20 protein-coding genes and 8 tRNA genes are annotated in these 20,079 nt (G+C 74.1%); 16 read left to right on the forward strand and 12 right to left on the reverse strand.

Annotation, left to right across the window (positions count from 1 at the left end):
• Nucleotides 1-27: 27 nt before the first annotated feature.
• Nucleotides 28-846, forward strand: a complete 819-nt coding sequence (locus ACFYXU_RS32965; RefSeq protein ID WP_329850850.1) for an RNA methyltransferase — start codon at nt 28-30, stop codon at nt 844-846.
• Between the two features lie 56 nt (nt 847-902).
• Here ACFYXU_RS32965 and ACFYXU_RS32970 read toward each other — a convergent pair whose 3' ends face one another.
• A complete protein-coding gene (locus ACFYXU_RS32970; RefSeq protein ID WP_376511999.1) occupies nt 903-2,063 on the reverse strand; it encodes a serine/threonine-protein kinase in 1,161 nt (386 codons plus the stop codon).
• Nucleotides 2,064-2,563: 500 nt separating this feature from the next.
• Here ACFYXU_RS32970 and ACFYXU_RS32975 point away from each other — a divergent pair, with 500 nt between their 5' ends.
• The 3 genes from ACFYXU_RS32975 (at nt 2,564) to ACFYXU_RS32985 (ending at nt 4,396) form a co-directional block, all read left to right on the forward strand.
• Entirely contained in the window at nt 2,564-2,731 is a 168-nt protein-coding gene (locus ACFYXU_RS32975; RefSeq protein WP_041128293.1) for a hypothetical protein, read from the forward strand.
• 344 nt (nt 2,732-3,075) lie between these two features.
• Nucleotides 3,076-4,035, forward strand: a complete 960-nt coding sequence (locus ACFYXU_RS32980) for a phosphotransferase family protein (protein WP_389461310.1) — start codon at nt 3,076-3,078, stop codon at nt 4,033-4,035.
• A 67-nt stretch (nt 4,036-4,102) separates the two neighbouring features.
• Entirely contained in the window at nt 4,103-4,396 is a 294-nt protein-coding gene (locus tag ACFYXU_RS32985) for a zf-TFIIB domain-containing protein (protein ID WP_329850844.1), read from the forward strand.
• 84 nt (nt 4,397-4,480) lie between these two features.
• On the opposite strand, the gene ACFYXU_RS32990 is transcribed toward ACFYXU_RS32985, so the two are convergent.
• The 6 genes from ACFYXU_RS32990 to ACFYXU_RS33015 all read right to left on the reverse strand — a co-directional run bounded on the left by ACFYXU_RS32990 (nt 4,481) and on the right by ACFYXU_RS33015 (nt 5,050).
• Nucleotides 4,481-4,555, reverse strand: a tRNA-Val gene (locus tag ACFYXU_RS32990).
• A gap of 29 nt (nt 4,556-4,584) precedes the next feature.
• A tRNA-Val gene (locus ACFYXU_RS32995) sits at nt 4,585-4,656 on the reverse strand.
• A 26-nt stretch (nt 4,657-4,682) separates the two neighbouring features.
• Nucleotides 4,683-4,757: transfer RNA gene (locus ACFYXU_RS33000), tRNA-Val, on the reverse strand.
• A gap of 34 nt (nt 4,758-4,791) precedes the next feature.
• Nucleotides 4,792-4,863: transfer RNA gene (locus tag ACFYXU_RS33005), tRNA-Val, on the reverse strand.
• Nucleotide 4,864: 1 nt separating this feature from the next.
• A tRNA-Cys gene (locus tag ACFYXU_RS33010) sits at nt 4,865-4,938 on the reverse strand.
• 39 nt (nt 4,939-4,977) lie between these two features.
• Nucleotides 4,978-5,050: transfer RNA gene (locus tag ACFYXU_RS33015), tRNA-Gly, on the reverse strand.
• Nucleotides 5,051-5,304: 254 nt separating this feature from the next.
• On the opposite strand from ACFYXU_RS33015, the gene ACFYXU_RS33020 reads away from it, so the two are divergent.
• Genes ACFYXU_RS33020 through ACFYXU_RS33030 form a run of 3 tightly spaced genes read left to right on the forward strand, consistent with a single transcriptional unit; the run spans nt 5,305 to nt 8,099 of the window.
• Nucleotides 5,305-6,390 carry a chorismate-binding protein gene (locus tag ACFYXU_RS33020; RefSeq protein WP_389461312.1) on the forward strand — a complete coding sequence of 362 codons (1,086 nt, stop codon included), beginning with the start codon at nt 5,305-5,307 and terminating at the stop codon, nt 6,388-6,390.
• The gene (locus ACFYXU_RS33025; protein WP_376512006.1) at nt 6,387-7,217 is read left to right on the forward strand and encodes an aminotransferase class IV; all 831 of its coding nucleotides are present in this window, start codon (nt 6,387-6,389) and stop codon (nt 7,215-7,217) included. The genes ACFYXU_RS33020 and ACFYXU_RS33025 overlap by 4 nt, the downstream gene beginning before the upstream one ends.
• Before the next feature lie 42 nt (nt 7,218-7,259).
• A complete protein-coding gene (locus ACFYXU_RS33030; RefSeq protein ID WP_389461314.1) occupies nt 7,260-8,099 on the forward strand; it encodes a GNAT family N-acetyltransferase in 840 nt (279 codons plus the stop codon).
• Between the two features lie 57 nt (nt 8,100-8,156).
• Here ACFYXU_RS33030 and ACFYXU_RS33035 read toward each other — a convergent pair whose 3' ends face one another.
• Nucleotides 8,157-8,675, reverse strand: a complete 519-nt coding sequence (locus ACFYXU_RS33035; RefSeq protein ID WP_389461316.1) for a DsbA family protein — start codon at nt 8,673-8,675, stop codon at nt 8,157-8,159.
• Nucleotides 8,676-8,991: 316 nt separating this feature from the next.
• On the opposite strand from ACFYXU_RS33035, the gene ACFYXU_RS33040 reads away from it, so the two are divergent.
• Both ACFYXU_RS33040 and ACFYXU_RS33045 read left to right on the forward strand, forming a co-directional pair.
• Nucleotides 8,992-9,405, forward strand: a complete 414-nt coding sequence (locus ACFYXU_RS33040; protein WP_389461318.1) for a hypothetical protein — start codon at nt 8,992-8,994, stop codon at nt 9,403-9,405.
• A gap of 121 nt (nt 9,406-9,526) precedes the next feature.
• Nucleotides 9,527-9,691: a hypothetical protein gene (locus ACFYXU_RS33045; protein WP_329850832.1), complete on the forward strand. Its 165-nt coding sequence runs from the start codon at nt 9,527-9,529 to the stop codon at nt 9,689-9,691.
• 70 nt (nt 9,692-9,761) lie between these two features.
• On the opposite strand, the gene ACFYXU_RS33050 is transcribed toward ACFYXU_RS33045, so the two are convergent.
• Together ACFYXU_RS33050 and ACFYXU_RS33055 are read right to left on the reverse strand one after the other, a co-directional pair.
• Nucleotides 9,762-10,319: a CGNR zinc finger domain-containing protein gene (locus ACFYXU_RS33050; protein WP_329850830.1), complete on the reverse strand. Its 558-nt coding sequence runs from the start codon at nt 10,317-10,319 to the stop codon at nt 9,762-9,764.
• 191 nt (nt 10,320-10,510) lie between these two features.
• The gene (locus ACFYXU_RS33055) at nt 10,511-10,924 is read right to left on the reverse strand and encodes an SsgA family sporulation/cell division regulator (protein ID WP_003959770.1); all 414 of its coding nucleotides are present in this window, start codon (nt 10,922-10,924) and stop codon (nt 10,511-10,513) included.
• 190 nt (nt 10,925-11,114) lie between these two features.
• On the opposite strand from ACFYXU_RS33055, the gene ACFYXU_RS33060 reads away from it, so the two are divergent.
• Both ACFYXU_RS33060 and ACFYXU_RS33065 read left to right on the forward strand, forming a co-directional pair.
• The gene (locus ACFYXU_RS33060; protein WP_329850828.1) at nt 11,115-11,537 is read left to right on the forward strand and encodes a TIGR02611 family protein; all 423 of its coding nucleotides are present in this window, start codon (nt 11,115-11,117) and stop codon (nt 11,535-11,537) included.
• Nucleotides 11,538-11,591: 54 nt separating this feature from the next.
• Nucleotides 11,592-11,666, forward strand: a tRNA-Val gene (locus tag ACFYXU_RS33065).
• A gap of 48 nt (nt 11,667-11,714) precedes the next feature.
• On the opposite strand, the gene ACFYXU_RS33070 is transcribed toward ACFYXU_RS33065, so the two are convergent.
• A complete protein-coding gene (locus ACFYXU_RS33070; RefSeq protein ID WP_389461320.1) occupies nt 11,715-14,432 on the reverse strand; it encodes an SCO7613 C-terminal domain-containing membrane protein in 2,718 nt (905 codons plus the stop codon).
• A gap of 83 nt (nt 14,433-14,515) precedes the next feature.
• On the opposite strand from ACFYXU_RS33070, the gene ACFYXU_RS33075 reads away from it, so the two are divergent.
• Both ACFYXU_RS33075 and ACFYXU_RS33080 read left to right on the forward strand, forming a co-directional pair.
• Nucleotides 14,516-14,962 carry an SRPBCC family protein gene (locus ACFYXU_RS33075; RefSeq protein ID WP_376512014.1) on the forward strand — a complete coding sequence of 149 codons (447 nt, stop codon included), beginning with the start codon at nt 14,516-14,518 and terminating at the stop codon, nt 14,960-14,962.
• A gap of 39 nt (nt 14,963-15,001) precedes the next feature.
• Nucleotides 15,002-15,073 (forward strand) — tRNA-Val (locus ACFYXU_RS33080).
• Nucleotides 15,074-15,122: 49 nt separating this feature from the next.
• Here ACFYXU_RS33080 and ACFYXU_RS33085 read toward each other — a convergent pair.
• Nucleotides 15,123-15,851: a 3'-5' exonuclease gene (locus ACFYXU_RS33085; RefSeq protein WP_329850823.1), complete on the reverse strand. Its 729-nt coding sequence runs from the start codon at nt 15,849-15,851 to the stop codon at nt 15,123-15,125.
• A gap of 121 nt (nt 15,852-15,972) precedes the next feature.
• On the opposite strand from ACFYXU_RS33085, the gene ACFYXU_RS33090 reads away from it, so the two are divergent.
• The 3 genes from ACFYXU_RS33090 (at nt 15,973) to thrS (ending at nt 20,063) form a co-directional block, all read left to right on the forward strand.
• Entirely contained in the window at nt 15,973-16,548 is a 576-nt protein-coding gene (locus ACFYXU_RS33090) for a DUF4365 domain-containing protein (RefSeq protein ID WP_361393783.1), read from the forward strand.
• Nucleotides 16,548-17,861 carry a hypothetical protein gene (locus ACFYXU_RS33095; RefSeq protein ID WP_361393784.1) on the forward strand — a complete coding sequence of 438 codons (1,314 nt, stop codon included), beginning with the start codon at nt 16,548-16,550 and terminating at the stop codon, nt 17,859-17,861. Before ACFYXU_RS33090 ends, ACFYXU_RS33095 begins: the two co-directional genes overlap by 1 nt.
• Before the next feature lie 225 nt (nt 17,862-18,086).
• The gene (gene thrS / locus ACFYXU_RS33100; RefSeq protein ID WP_329850818.1) at nt 18,087-20,063 is read left to right on the forward strand and encodes a threonine--tRNA ligase; all 1,977 of its coding nucleotides are present in this window, start codon (nt 18,087-18,089) and stop codon (nt 20,061-20,063) included.
• Nucleotides 20,064-20,079: the final 16 nt, after the last annotated feature.

Raw genomic sequence — 20,079 nt, forward strand, 5'->3', positions numbered from 1 at the left:
ACTCCCCGGACAAGGCAGTATCACCACGTGGCCGAACTCATCACGATCGACGACCCCGACGACCCGCGCCTGCGCGACTACACCGGCCTGACCGACGTCGAGCTCCGCCGCAGGCGCGAGCCGGCCGAGGGCCTGTTCATCGCGGAGGGCGAGAAGGTCATCCGCCGGGCCCGGCAGGCCGGGTACGAGATGCGCTCGATGCTGCTCTCCGCCAAGTGGGTCGACGTCATGCGGGACGTCATCGACGAGGTGCCCGCGCCCGTGTACGCGATCCAGCCGGACCTCGCGGAACGCGTCACCGGCTACCACGTGCACCGCGGCGCGCTGGCCTCGATGCAGCGCAAGCCGCTGCCCGAGGCGGGGGAGCTGCTGGCCGGCGCCCGGCGCGTGGTCGTCATGGAGTCGGTGAACGACCACACCAACATCGGCGCGATCTTCCGCAGCGCCGCGGCCCTCGGCATGGACGCGGTCCTGCTCTCCCCGGACTGCGCGGACCCGCTGTACCGGCGCTCCGTGAAGGTCTCGATGGGCGCGGTGTTCTCGGTGCCGTACGCCCGGCTCGACACCTGGCCCCGGGGCCTGGAGACCGTGCGGGAGGCCGGCTTCAAGCTGCTCGCCCTCACCCCGGCGGAGAAGGCCACGTCCATCGACGAGGCCGCCCCGCACCGTCTGGACCGGGTGGCGCTGATGCTGGGCGCGGAGGGCGACGGCCTGTCCACGCAGGCGCTGCGCGCCGCGGACGAGTGGGTCCGCATCCCGATGGCCCACGGGGTCGACTCGCTCAACGTGGGCGCGGCGGCGGCCGTCGCCTTCTACGCGGTGGCGACGGGCCGACCGGAGTCCTGACCCTCTCCGGAATCCCGTCCCGGCCGGGAGGCGGGACGGAATTCCGGCGACATGCCCTAGCTCTGGAGGGCCTGGGCGGCGGCGATGCCCAGCGCCACGATCAGGGTCACCACCACGAAGACGAAGAGCCGCTGCCGCAGCAGCCGGGGGTTGGCGGGACGGCGGCCGGTGGAGGTGGACCGGGCACCGGGCCGGGTCCCGGCCCGGGACTGCGAGGGCCGCGAGCCGCCGGTCCGGGGACCCGCCGACGGCCGGGACGCGGGCCCGGGTCCCCGCCCGGGCCGCTCGGGCCCACGGCCGGGGACGTCCCGGTCGGTGTACCGCTCGGTGGGCCGGACGGCGTTCCGCTCCTCGGCGCGCTCCCGCTGCACCGGCGGCCGCGAGGCCGGCAGCCCCTGGGCCTCGCGGGCGGCGATCTCCTTGAGCCGCATCGACAGCTGGAGGGTGCTCGGACGGTCCTCGGGGTCCTTCGCGAGGCAGGCCCTGATGAGCGGCGCGAGCGCGTCCGGCACCCCCTGGAGCTGGGGCTCCTCGTGCACCACGCGGTAGAGCATGACCTCGGAACTGCCGTGCCCGAAGGGGGAGTCGGCCATCGCCGCGTACGCCAGGGTGGCGCCCAGCGAGAACACGTCGGTGGCGGGCGTGACGGCCGCGCCTCGCACCTGCTCGGGGGCGAGGAAGCCGGGCGAACCGACGGCGGTGCCCACATGGGTCAGGGTGCTGGCCCCGGTGGCCCAGGCGATGCCGAAGTCGATGATGCGGGGGCCCTTGGGGGAGAGCAGGATGTTCGAGGGCTTGAGGTCCCGGTGCACGACCCCTGCCTCGTGGACGGCGACGAGCCCCTCCGAGAGCGCCGCCCCGATGGAGGCGACGTCGGCGGCGCGCAGCGCGCCCTCCTCGGCGACCCGGTCGTGCAGCGAGGGCCCGGGGACGTACTGGGTGGCGAACCAGGGCCGCTCGGCCTCCAGATCGGCGGCCACGAGCCGGGCCGTGCAGCCGCCCCGGATGCGCCGGGCGGCGGACACCTCGCGGGCGAACCGGGACCGGAACTCCTGGTCCTCGGCCAGATCGGGCCGGATCACCTTGAGCGCGACCCGCTGACCGCGCCGGTCGGACCCCAGGTACACGACGCCCATTCCGCCGGCCCCGAGCCTGCGGTGGAGCCGGAACGACCCGACGATCCGCGGATCCTCGCGCCGGAGCCGCATCATCGCCATGTCCGTCCCCTCGTCCGTTCGACGTGGCACAGCTTACGTAGTGCCGCCCGTACGCGCTCATAGGCCGCGCCCTCGCACCGGGACCGATTGTCGGCACGACGGGGGAGGGCGGGGGCGGGAGGGACCGGGGCCCGCTCCCAACCTCCCTTCGCACGAGCCCATTTGGGGGAGCGACGACATCCGTCCGGGCGGCCCGGAGGGCGGGGCGCGGGGGCCGCGCCACCACCCGCGTGACGGGGTCCGGAGGACGTGAGAGAAGTCACGCCCCGGCACCTCGCCGCGCGCCCCCTCCGGGAAGACCCCGGCTTCCGGGCGCCCGTCTCCACCCAGGGGAGTACGTCGCACGGGCGGGCGTCATCCTCCGGGAGGCCCGGAAGTCGGTACGCGGGCATGACGTCCCGGGGCTCCCGGCTCCCTAGTGTTGAGGTCAAGCGGCGGGTGCAGCACTCGTCCCCCGAGGTCAGTCACCCGCCGCGCCAGAACACGACAGGAGAGGATCCATGGCCTACACGGCACACCGGACGACCCCCCGGCCCTCGGGCCGCCGTCACCCCCTGGTGGCCACCGCCATGGTCCTCCCTCTCGCGGCCCTGCTCGTGGTCGTCTTCGGCGGCTGGGAAGCGGTGGTCACACAGGCGTCGTCCGTGGGCGTGATGCTGGGGCGCTGAGCGGCGCCCCGGACCCGGGAGAGCGGCCCGGGTCGGGACATCCGGCCATCAACCCCGTGGGGACGGGGGTGCGGCGGACGGCAGCGTGGGGCCGGTCAGCTGGGGAGCTGACCGGCCCTCGCGCTTTCCCGGGGCGGATCGGCCGCCCCCTAAGCGGCGGCCCCCGCGCTTTTCCGGGACTGGCCTGCCGCCTCCGAAGCGGTGGCCCTCGCGCTTTCCCGGGGCGGGCCTGCCGTCCCTGAGGCGGCCCTCGCGCCGTCCGGAGGTGGGGCCCGCCGGGCGGGCCTCGTCTCGTACCTCCCCGGCCGGATCCTCCCGGCCCTGACACCCCGTACGCTCCGGTGGTGGACTCAGCACCCCCGGCACCCTCCGCCCCGCTCCCCGCGCACCTCGGCCTGGCGGCCCTGGCCCGCGCGGCGGCGCACCCCGCCGAGGAGCCCTGCCGCTGCGCGGGCGAGCTCGTCGGCGTGCTGGCGGACCGGGACGACGGGACCGTCGTACGCCACGGGGAACTGGTCGTGAAGGCGCACGCGCCCGGCACGCACCCGGGGAACCACCGCGCGCGGGTCGCGCTCGCCGCGCACCGGGACGTCGCCGGAGTCCTCCTGCCGCCCCTCCCGCCGCCCCGGTCCGGCCCCGCCGCGCTCGACGGCCGCCCGGTCACGGTGTGGCCGTACGGCCCGCCCGTGGACCCGGTCGACCCGGACGCCGCACCGTGGGAGGAGGCGGCGCGGCTCCTCGCGGTGCTGCACGGCACCCCGCCCCCGCCCGGGCACCGGGACCTGCCGGACATGCGGGCCCCGCTGAAGGCGGCGCTCGCCGTGGACCGGATGCGGCGCACGGCTCCGGACCACCCGGCGACGGCCACGGTCCTGGGCGCCTGGCGGACGCTTCCGGAGCACCGCCCGGGGGACCACCGGCTCCTCTGCCACGGAGACTTCCACCTCGGCCAGCTGGTCCGTGACCCCCGTGCGGGGGGTCGCGCGGCCTGGCGGCTCATCGACGTCGACGACCTGGGCCTGGGCGACCCCGCCTGGGACCTGGCCCGTCCCGCCGCCTGGTTCGCCGCGGGGATCCTGCCGCCGGAGGTCTGGTCGCGGTTCCTCGGCGCCTACCAGGCGGCGGGCGGCCCCGCCGTGGACGCCGACCCCTGGGACCGGCTCGACGTGCCCGCACGGGCCCTGACGGTCCAGACCGCCGCTCTGGCCCTCGCCAAGTCCGCGGCGGAGGCCCGCCCGCTCGACGAGGTCGAGGAGGTGATGATCGACACCTGCGCCCGCATCGCCGGACGACGAACCGGGTAGGCCCTTCGAGCGTCCACGTAGGGTGAAGCCACCATTCGAACGGCAATGTCAGGGAGTTGAGCCGAGCATGCAGTGTCCCAAGTGCCATGCGGCCATGCACACGTACAACCGCAACGGCGTCCAGATCGAGCAGTGCAGCGGTTGCCGGGGCATATTCCTGGACTACGGCGAGCTGGAGGCCCTGACCCGCCTGGAGTCCCAGTGGGTCCAGCAGGCCCCGCCCGCCCCGCCGGCCTACCCGGCGCAGGCGGCCCCCGCCGCTCCCGCGTGGGGCGCCCCGCAGCACGGCGGCCACCACGGGGGGCACCACGGCGGCCACTACCGCAAGGGCGGCTTCGGGCGGATGCTCTTCTCCTCCTGACCTCCCGTGCCCCGGTCCAGGCCGGGGCACGAGCCGGGGTACGCGAAAGCCCCCGGTCGCGAGAGGCGACCGGGGGCTTCCTGGTGGTGCGCGATACTGGGATTGAACCAGTGACCTCTTCCGTGTCAGGGAAGCGCTCTCCCGCTGAGCTAATCGCGCGGGTACACCCGAGGGGTGCTCGTACTGTGTGCGCGATACTGGGATTGAACCAGTGACCTCTTCCGTGTCAGGGAAGCGCTCTCCCGCTGAGCTAATCGCGCGGGCGCACCCGTGGGTGCGTGAAGTGTGGTGCGCGATACTGGGATTGAACCAGTGACCTCTTCCGTGTCAGGGAAGCGCTCTCCCGCTGAGCTAATCGCGCGGGGGATCCATGGATCCGGGATCCGAAGATCCAGTGGACGATACTGGGATTGAACCAGTGACCTCTTCCGTGTCAGGGAAGCGCTCTCCCGCTGAGCTAATCGTCCTTGGAGGTGGAGACGGGATTTGAACCCGTGTAGACGGCTTTGCAGGCCGTTGCCTCGCCTCTCGGCCACTCCACCAGGAGTGAATACGGGGGTTCGGGAAGATCCCCCACATCGAGCGGACGACGAGATTCGAACTCGCGACCCTCACCTTGGCAAGGTGATGCTCTACCAACTGAGCCACGTCCGCTTGTCGTTTCCGTTCCGCTTGCGCGTCCCGGCGACGTGTTGAACTCTAGCGGATTCCCGGGCCAGTACAAAAACGCGTTTCCGCAGCGTGCTGACCTGCACGCCCTTCCCGGTGCCCGGCCGGGGCTCCCGGAGGGTTCGCGCGGCGTTCACTCGCCGTGTTCCCGGGGTGGCGGGGAGCCTCCGTCCCACGCGCCTCTCGCGCCCCTCCCCGCACGACCCCGTGCTCCCCCTCGCCCGACCTAGACTCGATGCGTGCACGACCTTGCCCCCCTGGCCCGCTTCGGCGGCCTCGTCGCGACCGATCTCCGGGACGTCACCCACGACCCCGAGGCACTGGACTCCGCCGGCTTCTGGGCCGTCTGCGCGGACTTCGAAGGGCGCCTCACCTGCGCGCGCTTCGGGGACGTCCGGCCCGACCCGGTCCCCGCGCCGGTCCCCGGCGCCTGGCGCGGCCCCGCCGCCGGTGACTGGACGTCCTCGCTCGACCGCGCCGCGTACACCGAGGGCGTGCGGCGCGTGCGCGAGCACATCGCGTGCGGGGAGGTCTACCAGGCGAACCTCTGCCGGGTGCTGACCGCGCCGCTGCCGGACCCGGCCGCAGCCGACGTCGACGCCCTCACCGCGCTCCTGGCCCGGGGCAACCCGGCCCCCTACGCCGGAACGATCCGCCTCCCCGCCCACGGCGTGGAGATCGCCACCGCGTCCCCCGAGCTCTACCTCCGCAGGGCAGGGGCCCTCGTCTCCTCCGGCCCGATCAAGGGCACCGGCCGCACCGCGGCCGACCTCCTCCCGAAGGACCACGCGGAGAACGTGATGATCGTCGACCTGGTCCGCAACGACCTGGGCCGGGTCAGCGAGACCGGCACCGTCGCCGTCCCCGAGCTGTGCGCCGTCGAGGAGCACCCCGGCCTGGTCCACCTCGTCTCCACGGTGACCGGGAGGCTGCGCGAGGACGCCGGCTGGCCGGAACTGCTCGCCGCCACATTCCCGCCCGGCTCCGTGACCGGGGCGCCCAAGTCCAGCGCGCTGCGGATCATCGAGGCCCTGGAGACCGTGCCCAGGGGTCCGTACTGCGGCGGGATCGGCTGGGTCGACGCGGACGCGGGCACCGGTGAGCTGGCCGTCGGCATACGCACCTTCTGGATCGACCGCCCCGAGGGCGTGCTCCGCTTCGGCACCGGCGCCGGGATCACCTGGGGCTCCGACCCGGAGCGCGAGTGGGAGGAGACCGAGCTGAAGGCGGACCGGCTCGTCGCGATAGCGTCGGGCGCCTACGGGTCATCGGGTGCCCACCGGCAGGGCGCCCGTGAGACGAGCGGAAAGGCCACATCTCGATGAAACTCTGGGTCAACGGCGGGCTGCACGACGCGGAGACCGCCCGGGTCTCCGTACTGGACCACGGACTGACCGTCGGCGACGGCATCTTCGAGACGGTCAAGGCGGAGCGTGGAGAAACGTTTGCTCTCACCCTGCACCTGGAGCGTCTCACCCGCTCCGCGCGTGGCCTCGGCCTGCCCGACCCGGACCTCGACGAGGTCCGCCGCGCCTGCGCCGCCGTCCTGGAGGCGAACCCGATGGAGCTCGGCCGGCTCCGCATCACGTACACCGGCGGACTCTCCCCGCTCGGCTCGGAGCGCGGCGACGCGGGGGCCAGCCTGATCGTCGCCCTCGGCGAGACCGGGCGCCGCGCCGACTCCACCGCCGTGATCACCGTCCCCTGGACGCGCAACGAGCGCGGCGCGCTCACGGGCCTCAAGACCACCTCGTACGCCGAGAACGTCGTCGCCCTCGCCCGGGCGCGCGAGCGGGGCGCCTCCGAGGCGCTCTTCGCCAACACCGTGGGGCAGCTCTGCGAGGGCACCGGCTCCAACGTCTTCGTCGTGGTCGACGGCGCGATCCTCACCCCGCCCGTCTCCTCCGGCTGCCTCGCGGGCATCACGCGTGCGCTCGCCGTCCGGTGGACCGGCGCCGAGGAGGCCGATCTCCCGTGGGACGTGCTGGACCGCGCCGACGAGATCTTCCTGACCTCGACCCTGCGCGACGTCCAGGCCGTGCACCGGGTCGACGACCGTGAGCTCGCGGGCGCGCCCGGCCCCGTCACCGCCAAGGCGATGCGGATCTTCGACGAGCACGCGGCGGCGGACCGGGACCCCGCGCTCGCGTAAATCGGGATGACGGGCGGCGGCAGGGTGGGTAGAACACCCCTGATGACCACCACCCTGCGGCCGTCCGAGCCGCTCCAGCAGTCCGCCGACGGCGGCCGTTCCCGGACCTTCGACATCTGTGTGAACAGCCGCCGGGTCGGCTCCGTGCACCTCGCCACCGATCAGACCTTCGGCACGGCCTCCGGCCTGATCGACCGGCTCCGGGTCGACGAGCCCGACCGGGGCAGGGGCCGGGGCACCGTGGCGGCGCTCGCCGCGGAGGAGGTGCTGCGCGGCTGGGGCTGCGGCGAGGTGCAGATCTCCGTGCCCGCGGAGGCCGAGGCCGCGGTGCGGATGGCCCGCGCGCTCGGGTACACCGAGCGCAGCCGCAACATGGTCAAGGAGCTGCCGGCCGAGCCGCCGAGGCTGCCCGAGGGCTTCGGGCACCGCCCGGTGACCGAAGCGGAGTTCGACGACTGGTCCGCGAAGTCCCGGGCCGCCTTCGCGCAGAGCTGGATCGACCGGGGCGTCCCGGAGGAGCAGGCGCTCGCCAAGGCCGAGGACAGCGGCCGCCGGTTCCTCCCGCAGGGCCTCGCGACCCCGGGCGCCACCGTCTCCGTCGCGGTGCGCGACGACCAGGTCGTCGGCTTCCTCTGGGTCGGCCGGCTGGAGCGCGAGCCCGGGAAGGGCACCGGTTTCGTCTTCGAGATCGAGGTCGTCGAGGAGCAGCGCGGGAAGGGGTACGGCCGGGGTCTCATGCTGCTGGCCGAGCACATCGCCCTGGAGGCCGGGGAGCGCCTGATCGAACTCCACGTGTTCGCGGGCAACACCCCGGCGATCCGCCTCTACGAGTCGCTCGGCTACCGCACGACGCTCCTCAACAGCGCGAAGCCCCTGCTCTGACGGCCGGGGGCCGTCGTCGCGACCGAGCCGTTCGCGGGGACCGGCCGACACTCCTGGCTAGCGGTCCGCCAGGAGCCGGTCGGTGATCTCCTCGATCCGCTCCCGCAGCCCTGCCTGGCTCTGGCCGCCGTCCAGGCGCTCGCCCCCGACGACGTAGGTCGGGGTGCCGGTGACCTTGATCGCCTTGCCCTCGGCCTCGTCGGCGTCGACGGTCAGCAGGTGCCGGCCGTCGATCAGCGCGGTGTCGAACTCCTCGGCGTCCAGGCCCAGTTCCTTCGCCACCTCCAGCAGGACCGACTCGCCCCGCTCGCCGAGCTCGGCGGTCCTGGCGAGGAGCGCCTCCGCGTACGCCCAGCCCTTGCCCTGCTCGACTGCCTCCTCGGCGGCCTGCGCGGCGGCGTACGCGTGCTTGTGCTTGGCCAGCGGGAAGTGGCGCAGCTGTACGTCGAGCCGGTCGCCGTACTTCTCGCGGAGCGCGCGGACGTCGTCGAGGGCCTGGAAGCAGTCCGGGCACTGGAGGTCGAACCATGCCTCCAGGACGACGGGGGAGGCGGGTGCGGTGGTGGAGTCGTTCATGGCAGCAGTCTCCCTCACCGGGGCCCGGGGGCGCCCCGCCGGTCGGGGCGCCCAGCGGGTGCGAGCCGCCGGGGCCGCTCCCGGGCGGACCGGCGGGGGGTCTTCCGGGCGGACCGGAGGGAGCCTTCTCGGGAGGAGATCCCGGCCGACGGTGCGCCCCCGGGGGAGGAGATCCCGGCGGAGGTGCGCCCCGGGGGAGGAGATCCCGGCCGGGTCGACCCGGAGATCTCCCTGAGACCGGGCCGGGAGCATGGCCGGGGACGGGTCCGGCGGTGCAGGATGGAAGGGACGTATCGCCCGGCACCTGGAGGATCGCATGCTCGCCGAGACCATCTGTTCCGCGGTGTCCGCGGCGGGCCTGGGTATCGCCGCGATTTCGGCGTACCGGAAGAAGTTCCTGTCGGCCGCCCGGACCGCGGCCTACGCGCTGGTGCCGCTCGGCCTGGTGATGACGGGCGCGGTCCAGTGGCTCGTCGACACGGCCTTCAGCCCGGTGGCCTGGGCGGGCTTCGGCGTGCTCGGCCTCGCCTGTCTACTCTTCCTGTCCACCCGCGCGGTGGAGCGGCGCAGGGTCGGCCGCGCGGTGACCACCGGGGGAGCCGACCCCAGAGCCGTGGCCCCGGCCGCGTCGGCGCCCTCGCGTGCCGTGCGGGCGAAGCCGTCGGCCGGCCAGCCCGCCGGAGAGGACTTCAGCGACATCGAGGCGATTCTGAAGAAGCACGGAATCTGATCACTTCTGGCGCTTCCGGTGTCCGTCCCTGTTCCGTGATCCACGGGAAGGGGTGAACGGCCCCCGCGCGGAGCGGTTTTGGGGATTTCTCGGGCCCCCGGTGCGTCATCATCCCCCCGAGATGCTGGATACCTCGCGGGAGCCCGTGCCCGCCGCCACCGACGCCCCCGCCGACGAGCCGCGCGGCTGCCTGTTCGCGCTCTCCCAGCCGCCGCTGATGATCTTCCTCGGGGTGATCGGCTGTCTGCTCATGATGGCCGCGCTGCACGATCTCTTCGTGCTCTGACCCGCCGGGCCACGGGCCTGGGTCTCGGGCCCTGGCCCCTGGCCCCGCGTGCCGCCGTCCGGCGGGGCGGTCAGCCCGCGGCTTCCTTGCGGCGCGCCCGGTACGCGGCGACGTGCAGACGGTTGCCGCACGTGCGGCTGTCGCAGTAGCGGCGCGAGCGGTTGCGCGAGAGGTCGACGAAGGCCCGGCCGCAGTCCGGCGCCTCGCAGCGGCGCAGCCGCTCCTGCTCGCCCGCCACCACGATGAACGCCAGGGCCATGCCGCAGTCGGCCGCGAGGTGGTCCGCCACCGAGGCGCCCGGCGCGAAGTAGTGCACGTGCCAGTCGTAGCCGTCGTGGTCGGTGAGCTGGGGCGTGGTGCCCGCGCCCGCCACCAGCTGGTTGATCAGCGGGGCGGCGATCCGCGACTCCGGCGCGGAGAAGACCGCCGCGAACTTCTCGCGCACCTCGTGCACGGCGCGCAGGTCGGCGGGACCGAGCTCGCCCACGCCGCTGACCTTGTGCGCGGCCAGGAAGCCATGGAGCTCGTGGAGGTCCGAGAGCTCGTCGGCGCGCTCGCCCTGGGGCGCGGTGTTCATCAGATCGACGACGGTGTCGAGGGCGATCCGGGTGTCGTGGGGGATCAGCACGATTCGCTCCCTGGCCGGCCGCGTGCGGGTGCCCGCGGAATGGCGCTGACTTTAGCGCGCCCCGGAAAACGACACCGGCGCCCACCACCGCGCCGGCTGCGCGGTGGGAGCGCCGGATCTCGTGCCTATGTGACTGACCGCGCGGCGCCGTCTCCCCGAGTCGGACGGCGCCGTGCGGCTCCCGGCCTGGCTCAGCTTTCGGCCAGGATGTGGGAGAGCTCCGTGTCGAGATCGAAGTGCCGATGCTCGGTACCCGGCGGCACCGCGGCGTCGGTCCTCTTCAGGAACGACTCCAGGGCCCTCGCCGGGGCCTCGAGCAGGGCTTCTCCCTCGGGAGAACTCAACGCGATGCAGACGACTCCCTGGCCGTGACTACGGGATGGCCAGACGCGGACGTCGCCCGTGCCGGTGGGCCGGTGCAGCCCCTCGGCGAGAAGGTCGCGGGCGAAGACCCATTCGACCGTCTCTTCGGCTCCGGTGTGGAAGGTGGCGTGCACGGCATACGGATCGGCCGTGTCATACCGCAGGCCCGCGGGTACAGGCAGTGAGGACTCGCTCGACACAACGAGGCGCAGGTGCAGCTCGCAGCTGACCGTGGTGTTCATAAGCGCCAGGGCCTTTCGCTCAGTGTGCGCTCGGGGATTCGCACGTCGGCGAAATCGACATGCCACCTACGGTGCCGTTGTAAACCCCTCTGTCGGTTTTGTGATCGTTCAGGTCGCTCGTATGGGCGCGTGTGACCTGCGGTAATACGGCCGTTCCGGTGGGGGCTCCCGGTCCGGTAGGTTGGGCACCATGAATGCGGAGAGTGACGAGCGCACCGGGGAGTCCGCAGACGGCCAGGAGGCCGAACTGGGATCCCGTGCGCCGGAGTTCATCAAGGCCCGCCGAGGCCTGCATCTGAGCTGGCAGGTCGGCGTCTTCATCGTGGGACTCGCCGTGGTCGGCGCCGGAGTGGTCATGCTGCCGCTCCCCGGGCCCGGCTGGCTGGTCATCTTCGGAGGCATGGCGATCTGGGCGACCGAGTTCGTCTGGGCCCAGCTCGTCCTGCGCTGGACCAAGCGCAAGGTCACGGAGGCCGCCCAGCGCGCCCTCGACCCCAAGGTCCGGCGGCGGAACATCATCCTCACCACGGTCGGTCTGGTGATCGTCGCCGCACTGCTCGGCGTCTACCTCTGGAAGTTCGGCTTCGTCATGCCGTGGAAGATCGACGAGTGACCGCCGCGTGGTGCGGGAGCCCCGCTGACATGGGGTAATGTTTGCGGTGCGCCCGGGCGATTAGCTCAGTGGGAGAGCACTTCGTTCACACCGAAGGGGTCACTGGTTCGAACCCAGTATCGCCCACCACCCGGATCGAAGGCCCGGAGACGGAAACGTCTCCGGGCCTTCGGCGTCTCACCGCATCCGCGCGAGCCGCTCCCGCAGCCGCCGGGCGTCCCGCAGCCGCTGCTCGTACGTGGCGCCCACCGCGAGCAGGAGCAGCCCCGCGAGGGCCGGCGGCAGCCAGCGCGGCAGCGCGTCCACCACCTGCACCACGTACGGCGCCAGCTCGTGCAGCCCGTCCAGGGCCAGCGTGGTGCCGCCCAGGACCAGCAGCGCCTGGAGACGGAAGCGGGCGCCGAGCAGCGTCACCGCGAGCGCCGCGACCCCCAGGGCCAGCGGACGCGCCCACTCCGGGTCCGTCCAGGCCGCGAAGAGGCTCGGCAGCAGCGTCACCGCGAGACCGGGGCCGTACGCCGTCCAGGACGAGGCCTCCGGGTCCCGGCGCCGCCGCAGCAGGCCGACGGCCAGCGCGGGCACCGTCACCGGGAGCGTGTACGCCTCCGGGACCGACACGTCCCAGACCGCGAGCCGCACCCAGGCGGCCGGCAGGAACAGCGCCGCCGCCGCCCAGGAGGCGAACCGCCGGCGCTCGGGGCGGACCGCCGTCGCCGCGGCGATCACCCCGCCCAGGGCCAGCGCGAGCGCCAGGAACGCGGGCCGGGACGCGGCGAGCCCGAGGGCGAGCAGCCCGACGGCCCCGCCCGTGACCTCGACCGCGAGCGCCACCCGTCCCGGCACCCTGGAGCCGACGGCGGCGGTCGCCGCCGGGACGAGCAGCAGCGCCAGCGCCGTCCAGTGGTCGGCGAACCCGGCCGCGGCCGCCACCGCGCCCACGAGACCCGTCGCGGCGAGCACGGCGGCGCAGGCGGAGACCACGCGGCGCGCGTCCGGGCCGACCGTCGCGACGCCCGCGAAGAGGGCGAGCAGCGCACCGAGGGCGGTGAACGTGGCGCCCCGGACGTCCAGGGAGAGTCCGACCGCGCTCAGGGCGGAGGCGAGACCGCAGGCGTACGCGATCCACCCGAGGACGGTCCCGGGCGTCGGCGCCTCGCCGCGCCGCGCGGTCGACGCGCCCACGGGCCGGATGCCCCAGGGGCCGGAGCCCGCGGCCGGAGGCGCCGTGTGAGGCGTGGTGGACCGGGGCGGCGGCTCCCAGGGCGCGGCGGCGGCCGGACCGGCGGTGCCCCCGCCGTCCGCGACCGGTGGGGCGGCGGGGGAGGCCGCGCGCAGGCCGCGTGTCAGCGGGCCCGGGCGGACCGCGAGCCCCAGGGCCGCCGCCGTCGTGAGCAGCTGGAGGGCGAGCGTCCCCGTGTACGGGAGGCCGGACGACACCGGCAGGGCCGTCAGCAGGGCCCAGGCCAGGGCGAGCGCCCCGCACCGGGCCCAGAGGCGGGGAAGTGCCGCGAGCGCGGCCACGGCGACCGCCAGGACCAGCAGGGCCGTCGCCGGGTACACGGCCAGGGGCCGGGCGGCGTGCTCGCCCGACCAGACGGCCGTGGTCCGCGCCATCGGCCCCAGGAGCCCCGCCACCACCGGCGGTAGCGCCCACACGACCCCGAGCGCCGCGACCCCCGCGCCCGCGCCGGCGAGGCCGAGCCCGATGCCGCGCGGCACCCGGGCGACGGAGCCGGCCGGTGCGCCGGAGGAGCGTCCGGCCCGCGGGCCCGTGGCCGGGGTCGCCGGCGCGTCGGCCGTCCCCTCCGAGGTCCCGGGTGCGCCTCCGGCCGGTGCGGAGTCCCGTCCGCCGGAGGCCTCCGCGCCCCGCTCCGTACCGCTTCCGGCGGCCTTCGCGCCCGCCCCGGTCCGCGCGAGGACCGGCGCGGCGAGGGCCAGCGCGCAGAGGACGTAGCCCGGCACCGCCCAGTCCGCCGGGAGCGCCGCGCGCAGCAGGCCCCCGGCCGCCGTCAGGACCGCCAGGCCCGCGAGCGCCGAGGCCGCCACCGCGGACGCGGGCGCGCGCCAGGCCGCGAAGAGGGCCACCGCGGCGGCCGTGAGCAGGAGCGGAGCGCCGCTCCACGGAGCGGTCAGGGACAGCCAGCCGCCCGTCAGCAGGGCCCAGCCGCCCAGCGCGGCCGCGCCGGTGCCCGCCGTGATCCGGACCGCCGGGGGACGCGCCCACAGCACGACCGCCGTGTCCGCCGCCGCCGTGACCAGCGCCGCCCAGGCGAAGGCCGTCGGGCCGCCGCCGGCCGCCAGGACCCCCAGCGGCAGCGGCAGCTGCGCCGCGACCACGGCGGCCGGCAGCGGCAGGCGCAGCCGGGACAGGGCCGAGCCGTACGCCGTCCACGCGCCCGCGAGAACCGCCGACGCCACCGCCGCGAACGCACGGCCCCCGGTCTCCGGGAACGCCACCCGGTGCAGCGCGTACGCGTCCAGCACCGTCAGGACCAGACCCAGCGCCGCCACCGCCTCGGCCGTCGACCCCAGCCCCCGGCGCAGCAACGCCACCGGAGCCGCGAGCGCCGCGCCCGTCACCACCGCCAGTACCGACGCGCGGGCGCCGATGCCCATCGAGCCCCAGCTCACCAGGGTGAAGGCGACCGCGGCGATCGTCAGCAGCGTGCCGCCCAGCGTCAGCAGCACGTTCTGCGCGCTGCGCGGCGTCGAGTCCGCGACCGGCCCGGCCCACGGCACCGGACGCCCGAACGGCGCCGGCGCCGCGAGCGGCGGGCGCAGCACCTGGACCAGCCAGGCACGGCGGGCCAGCAACTGGGACCGGCGCACGTCGAGTTGAGCCAGCTCGCGGTCGACGAGCACCAGCTCGTCGGCGGGCGGCAGGGAGTTGTCCATACCCGGAGTGTGGCTCCGGCCGCGACCGGCGGGAATGCGTCCCGGTACTCAGATTCCCGGCTGAGTACGCCCACACTGGGGGCATGGACCGCAACCGGTACCGCTTCCGCTGCGTCTGGCGGCTCGCCGCGCCGCCCGACGCCGTCTACGCCGTCCTCGAACGGGCCGAGGACTACCCCCGCTGGTGGCCCCAGGTCCGCGAGGTCGTCCCCCTCGACGACACCACCGGCACCGCCCGCTTCCGTTCCCTCCTGCCGTACGACCTCGTCGTCACCGTCCACGCCCGGCTCCGCGACCCGGCGGCCCGCGTCCTGGAGGTCGGCCTCGGCGGCGACCTGGAGGGCTGGGCCCGCTGGACCCTCACTCCGGAAGGGACCGGCACCCACGCCCTGTACGAGCAGGAGGTCGAGGTCCGGGCCCGGCTGCTGCGCGCCCTCGCCGTCCCCGGGCGGCCCCTCTTCCGCGCCAACCACGCCCTGATGATGCGCGGCGGCCGGCGGGGGCTCGCGGCCCGCCTGCGCGCGGTTTGAACCGGAGCCGCGAAGGCCTGTATGGTTCAACCCGTTCCCGGGCGATTAGCTCAGCGGGAGAGCACTTCGTTCACACCGAAGGGGTCACTGGTTCGATCCCAGTATCGCCCACCGGGTAGAGGCCGGTCCGTCGAAAGACGGACCGGCCTCTGTCGTCCGGTCACGCCGCCGTGCGCAGTTCCGGTCGCAGCGGCCACGCCGGGTCCACCGTCTCCGGCGTCCCCTGCCGGGTGAACCAGGCCTGGAGCCCCCGCGCCTGCGCCGCGTGCCACACCGCCTGGAGCGTGTGGAGCTCGGCGGGCGTCAGCCGCTCCAGGCGGGACGAGAAGCGCCGCGCCACCGCGCGTACGACGTCCAGCGCGGCCGTCGCGTCCGCCGCCGCGTCGTGCGCCCCGGACAGCTCCACCTCGTAGTGCGCGCACAGGTCCGTCAGCGTCCTGCGGCCCTTCCGGTAGCGGTCCAGGTGCTTGTCCAGGACCCGGGGGTCCAGCACCGTCAGCGGGCTGCCCGCCGTGTAGTCGCCCAGCGACGAGGCCCGGTGCCGGCGCAGCTCCCGGTCCAGGATCGTCAGGTCGAACGGGGCGTTCATCACCACCAGCGGCCGCCCCGCCGCCGACTGCTCGGCCAGCGCGCGCGCCAGCTCCTCCATCACGGGGGCCGGCCACCGGCCGTTCCGCTGGAGGTGATCGTCCGTCAGGCCGTGGACCGCCGTGGCCCCCTCCGGCACCGGTATGCCGGGGTTGACCAGCCAGCGCGTCACCCGCGGCCGCGCCCCCTGCGTGTCCTGGACGACGAGGGCGGCCGAGACGATCCGGTCCTCCTCGACGTCAACTCCCGTGGTCTCCGTGTCGAAAGCGGCCAGGGGCCCTTCGTACCAGTGCATCGACATCCCCGAACTCCCTGCACACGTGCGGCAGATGGCCAACCCCCTGCCCCGAAACGGTGATACCCGGACTGTTTGCGTCGTACGCGGACCGGTCACAACAGAAGGGACGGGGAAGGAAGAAGACATGGCGCTCGCCCAGCCCGAGTCGGGAGGGCTGCCGCCCCAGCGGGCGGCGCCGACGCGCGGCTCACTCGCCACCACCGCCTGCATGGAGACCCTTCAGGTGGGATACCTGCACGCCGTCGCCGCCGCGGCCGGCTGCTCGCTGTCCCAGCCCTTTCCGGACAACGGCATCGACTGGCACGTGAGCCACGGCGCTCCCGGGCACACCGTCGACGACGAAGTGACCATCAAGGTGCAGCTCAAGTGCACCTACCAGATCCCGCCGCGCGCGCCGGGGAGCGCGTCCACGGCGTTCTCCTTCACCCTCGACAACGACCACCTGGCGAAACTGGCCCGGACACCGGTGTCCGTGCACAAGATCCTGGTGGTGATGCTCGTCCCGAGGGCGCAGGAGGACTGGCTGCGGGCGGGCCACGACCGGCTCGACCTGCGGCACTGCTGCTACTGGATCAACCTGGCCGGACACCCGGTCACGGGACGCCGCCGGACCACCGTGCGCATCCCGACGACACGGATCTTCGACGACCGGGCGCTCTGCGAGATCATGACCCGGGTCGGCGTGGGAGGGAGACCTTGATGCACCGACCGATCGACGAGCCGGGATTCGGGCACGAGGGGGACGGGGCCGGGCACGGCCCCGTCCCCCCGCCCTACCGGCCCCACCCGGCGCCCGGCGAGACGCCCGGGCCCTGGACCGGCATCCCCGCCCCGCCCCTCGGACCCTGGGCCGACGCCCAGGGCACCCCCGATCCGGGCAGGGTCGACCCCCGCGTCCTCGGCGCCCTCCTGGCCCGCCACGGCTGGCGCCGCCGAGGGGGCGCCGTCGGCCGCTACAGCCGCTGGACGCCGCCCGGCAGCGGCACCGGCACGAGCCTCCTCGTCCCGGAGAGCCGCGCCTTCCCGGACTGCGAGGACCTGCTCGGCGAGGCGCTCACCGCCCTCGCCCGCAGCGCCACGCCCTCCGCCCGCGAGGTCCTCACCGGGCTCTCCGTGCCCAGCGACGAGATCCGCTGGTGGCGCGACGTGCCCCCGGGCCCGGCCGGCGCCGTCCCCTGGACGGTGCAGGAGCAGCTCAGGTCCGCCGCCCGCCAGCTCCTGCTCGCCGGTGCCCTCGCCGTGCGCGGCCGGGCCGGCTACTACGGCGCCCGTCACCGGCGCGCCGCCCAGACCTCCCTGGAGACCGTGGTCGTCGGCGCGCCGCCCGGAGGGCGCGGGCTGACCGCCTTCCTGCCGGTCGAACCGGGGCGCCCGATCGCCGTCCGGCTCTACCACGCGCTGTACGCGGCCCGCGAGGCCACCGACTACCAGCGGGCCACCGGCGGCATGGAGGCCTTCGACACCGCCGTCGAGGCCGGGGTCAGCCGGGAGCTCACCGAGGCGCTCGTCGCCCTCGTCCGGGGCACCGAGGGAGCCCGCATCGCCCTGGAGTGGGCGCCCGCCGCCGGGGCGCCCGAGGGGTGCGCGGCCCGGCCCGAGCCGGTCGAGTTCTCGCCCGGGGACCTGCCCGCGCTGCGGGAGGCGAGCGCCCGCTACCTCACCGACGAGCCCTCGGTGCCCGTCCGGCTCACCGGCGCCGTCGTCCGCATGCGCCGGTCCGGACCGCGCGGCGAGGGGATCGTACGGCTCCGGGTGCTCGCCGGGGCGGACGTCCCGCACGTCCGGGTGGCCCTCGACGAGGAGGCGTACCGCACGGCGGGCCACGCCCATCTCGTCGGCCTCCCGATCCGGGTCGTGGGGCGCCTGGAGAGCCGTGGCGGGTTCCGCCGCCTCACCGAGGCCTCCGGGGTCGTCCCCGTCCAGGTCGACGAGACGGAACGGGACCGGCTGCTCAAGGCGCTGCACGAGAACCTCGACTTCTTCGAGGAGGCGTGCGGCCCGGAGGAGGAGTAGCAGGAGGGGAAGAAGGGCGGGGGACGGGCGGGGGCGGAGGAGGAACGGCCGGAGGGGAGCACGGCGGGGGAGCGGTGACCCGGGGGAGCGGTGACCCGGGGAAACCCTTTCGCGGGCGGTGCGAACCGGTCGGTAGGATCGGTGACGACGCGGCACCTCGTCTCTGCCGCGCGTCGCCGGCGCCGGCACCTCGTGTCTGCCAGCGCCCCTATGTATGGAGCACCCGTGTCTGATGTCCGTGTGACCGTCCAGTCCGCCTCGGAGGCAGAGGAGAGGGCGGTGAGCGCGGGCACCACCGCCGGCGCCCTGTTCGCCGACGACCGCACCGTCATCGCCGCCCGCGTGGGCGGCGAGCTGAAGGACCTGTCGTACGAGCTCGCCGACGGCGATGTCGTCGAGGGCGTCGAGATCTCCTCCCCGGACGGTCTCGACATCCTGCGCCACTCGACCGCGCACGTCATGGCCCAGGCCGTGCAGGAGCTCTTCCCCGAGGCCAAGCTGGGCATCGGCCCGCCGGTCCGGGACGGCTTCTACTACGACTTCGACGTCGAGAAGCCCTTCACCCCCGAGGACCTCAAGGTCATCGAGAAGAAGATGCAGGAGATCCAGAAGCGCGGCCAGCGCTTCGCCCGCCGCGTGGTGACCGACGAGGCCGCCCGCGAGGAGCTGGCGGACGAGCCGTACAAGCTGGAGCTCATCGGCATCAAGGGCTCCGCCTCGACCGACGACGGCGCGAACGTCGAGGTGGGCGGCGGCGAGCTGACCATCTACGACAACCTCGACGCCAAGACCGGCGACCTGTGCTGGAAGGACCTCTGCCGCGGTCCGCACCTGCCGACCACCCGGAACATCCCGGCCTTCAAGCTGATGCGCAACGCCGCCGCCTACTGGCGCGGCAGCGAGAAGAACCCGATGCTCCAGCGCATCTACGGCACCGCCTGGCCGTCGAAGGACGAGCTGAAGGCCCACCTCGACTTCCTGGCCGAGGCCGAGAAGCGCGACCACCGCAAGCTGGGCAACGAGCTCGACCTCTTCTCCGTCCCGGACGAGATCGGCTCCGGCCTCGCCGTCTTCCACCCCAAGGGCGGCATCATCCGCCGGGTCATGGAGGACTACTCGCGCAAGCGCCACGAGGAGGAGGGCTACGAGTTCGTCTACTCGCCGCACGCCACCAAGGGCAAGCTGTTCGAGAAGTCGGGCCACCTGGACTGGTACGCCGAGGGCATGTACCCCCCCATGCAGCTCGACGAGGGCGTGGACTACTACCTCAAGCCCATGAACTGCCCGATGCACAACCTGATCTTCGACGCGCGCGGGCGCTCCTACCGTGAGCTGCCGCTGCGCCTGTTCGAGTTCGGCACCGTGTACCGGTACGAGAAGTCGGGCGTCGTGCACGGCCTGACCCGGGCCCGCGGCTTCACCCAGGACGACGCGCACATCTACTGCACCAAGGAGCAGATGGCGGAGGAGCTCGACAAGACCCTCACCTTCGTCCTCAACCTGCTCCGCGACTACGGTCTGACCGACTTCTACCTGGAGCTGTCGACCAAGGACCCGGAGAAGTTCGTCGGCTCGGACGAGGTGTGGGAGGAGGCCACCGCGGTCCTCCAGCAGGTCGCCGAGAAGCAGGGCCTCCCGCTGACCCCCGACCCGGGCGGCGCCGCCTTCTACGGCCCGAAGATCTCGGTGCAGGCGCGGGACGCCATCGGCCGCACCTGGCAGATGTCGACCGTGCAGCTCGACTTCAACCTGCCCGAGCGCTTCGACCTGGAGTACACCGCCCCGGACGGGACCAAGCAGCGCCCGGTCATGATCCACCGCGCGCTGTTCGGCTCGATCGAGCGGTTCTTCGCCGTGCTCCTGGAGCACTACGCGGGCGCCATGCCGCCGTGGCTGGCGCCGGTCCAGGCGACCGGTATCCCGATCGGCGACGCGCACGTCGACTACCTGCACGAGTTCGCCGCCAAGGCCAAGAAGCAGGGCCTGCGGGTGGACGTCGACTCCTCCTCGGACCGGATGCAGAAGAAGATCCGGAACGCGCAGAAGCAGAAGGTCCCGTTCATGATCATCGCGGGTGACGAGGACATGGCCGCCGGCGCCGTCTCCTTCCGCTACCGCGACGGCTCGCAGGAGAACGGCATCCCCGTCGACGAGGCCATCGCCAAGATCGCCAAGGTCGTCGAGGACCGCGTCCAGGTCTGATCCGCCCGCAGCACGG

It is taken from the genome of Streptomyces sp. NPDC002232 (assembly GCF_042890295.1).
In the GTDB taxonomy this organism is placed as follows: domain Bacteria; phylum Actinomycetota; class Actinomycetes; order Streptomycetales; family Streptomycetaceae; genus Streptomyces.

Excerpts from the sequence above, each read along its gene's own strand:
- ACFYXU_RS33035 (WP_389461316.1), bottom strand. The coding sequence starts at position 8,675 with ATGAACGACTCCACCACCGCACCCGCCTCCCCCGTCGTCCTGGAGGCA.
- ACFYXU_RS32985 (WP_329850844.1), top strand. The coding sequence starts at position 4,103 with ATGCAGTGTCCCAAGTGCCATGCGGCCATGCACACGTACAACCGCAAC.
- ACFYXU_RS33070 (WP_389461320.1), bottom strand. The coding sequence starts at position 14,432 with ATGGACAACTCCCTGCCGCCCGCCGACGAGCTGGTGCTCGTCGACCGC.
- ACFYXU_RS33025 (WP_376512006.1), top strand. The coding sequence starts at position 6,387 with ATGAAACTCTGGGTCAACGGCGGGCTGCACGACGCGGAGACCGCCCGG.
- ACFYXU_RS32970 (WP_376511999.1), bottom strand. The coding sequence starts at position 2,063 with ATGGCGATGATGCGGCTCCGGCGCGAGGATCCGCGGATCGTCGGGTCG.
- ACFYXU_RS33040 (WP_389461318.1), top strand. The coding sequence starts at position 8,992 with ATGCTCGCCGAGACCATCTGTTCCGCGGTGTCCGCGGCGGGCCTGGGT.
- ACFYXU_RS33095 (WP_361393784.1), top strand. The coding sequence starts at position 16,548 with ATGCACCGACCGATCGACGAGCCGGGATTCGGGCACGAGGGGGACGGG.
- ACFYXU_RS33060 (WP_329850828.1), top strand. The coding sequence starts at position 11,115 with ATGAATGCGGAGAGTGACGAGCGCACCGGGGAGTCCGCAGACGGCCAG.
- ACFYXU_RS33030 (WP_389461314.1), top strand. The coding sequence starts at position 7,260 with ATGACCACCACCCTGCGGCCGTCCGAGCCGCTCCAGCAGTCCGCCGAC.
- ACFYXU_RS33075 (WP_376512014.1), top strand. The coding sequence starts at position 14,516 with ATGGACCGCAACCGGTACCGCTTCCGCTGCGTCTGGCGGCTCGCCGCG.
- ACFYXU_RS32975 (WP_041128293.1), top strand. The coding sequence starts at position 2,564 with ATGGCCTACACGGCACACCGGACGACCCCCCGGCCCTCGGGCCGCCGT.
- ACFYXU_RS33085 (WP_329850823.1), bottom strand. The coding sequence starts at position 15,851 with ATGTCGATGCACTGGTACGAAGGGCCCCTGGCCGCTTTCGACACGGAG.
- ACFYXU_RS33090 (WP_361393783.1), top strand. The coding sequence starts at position 15,973 with ATGGCGCTCGCCCAGCCCGAGTCGGGAGGGCTGCCGCCCCAGCGGGCG.
- ACFYXU_RS33055 (WP_003959770.1), bottom strand. The coding sequence starts at position 10,924 with ATGAACACCACGGTCAGCTGCGAGCTGCACCTGCGCCTCGTTGTGTCG.
- ACFYXU_RS33045 (WP_329850832.1), top strand. The coding sequence starts at position 9,527 with ATGCTGGATACCTCGCGGGAGCCCGTGCCCGCCGCCACCGACGCCCCC.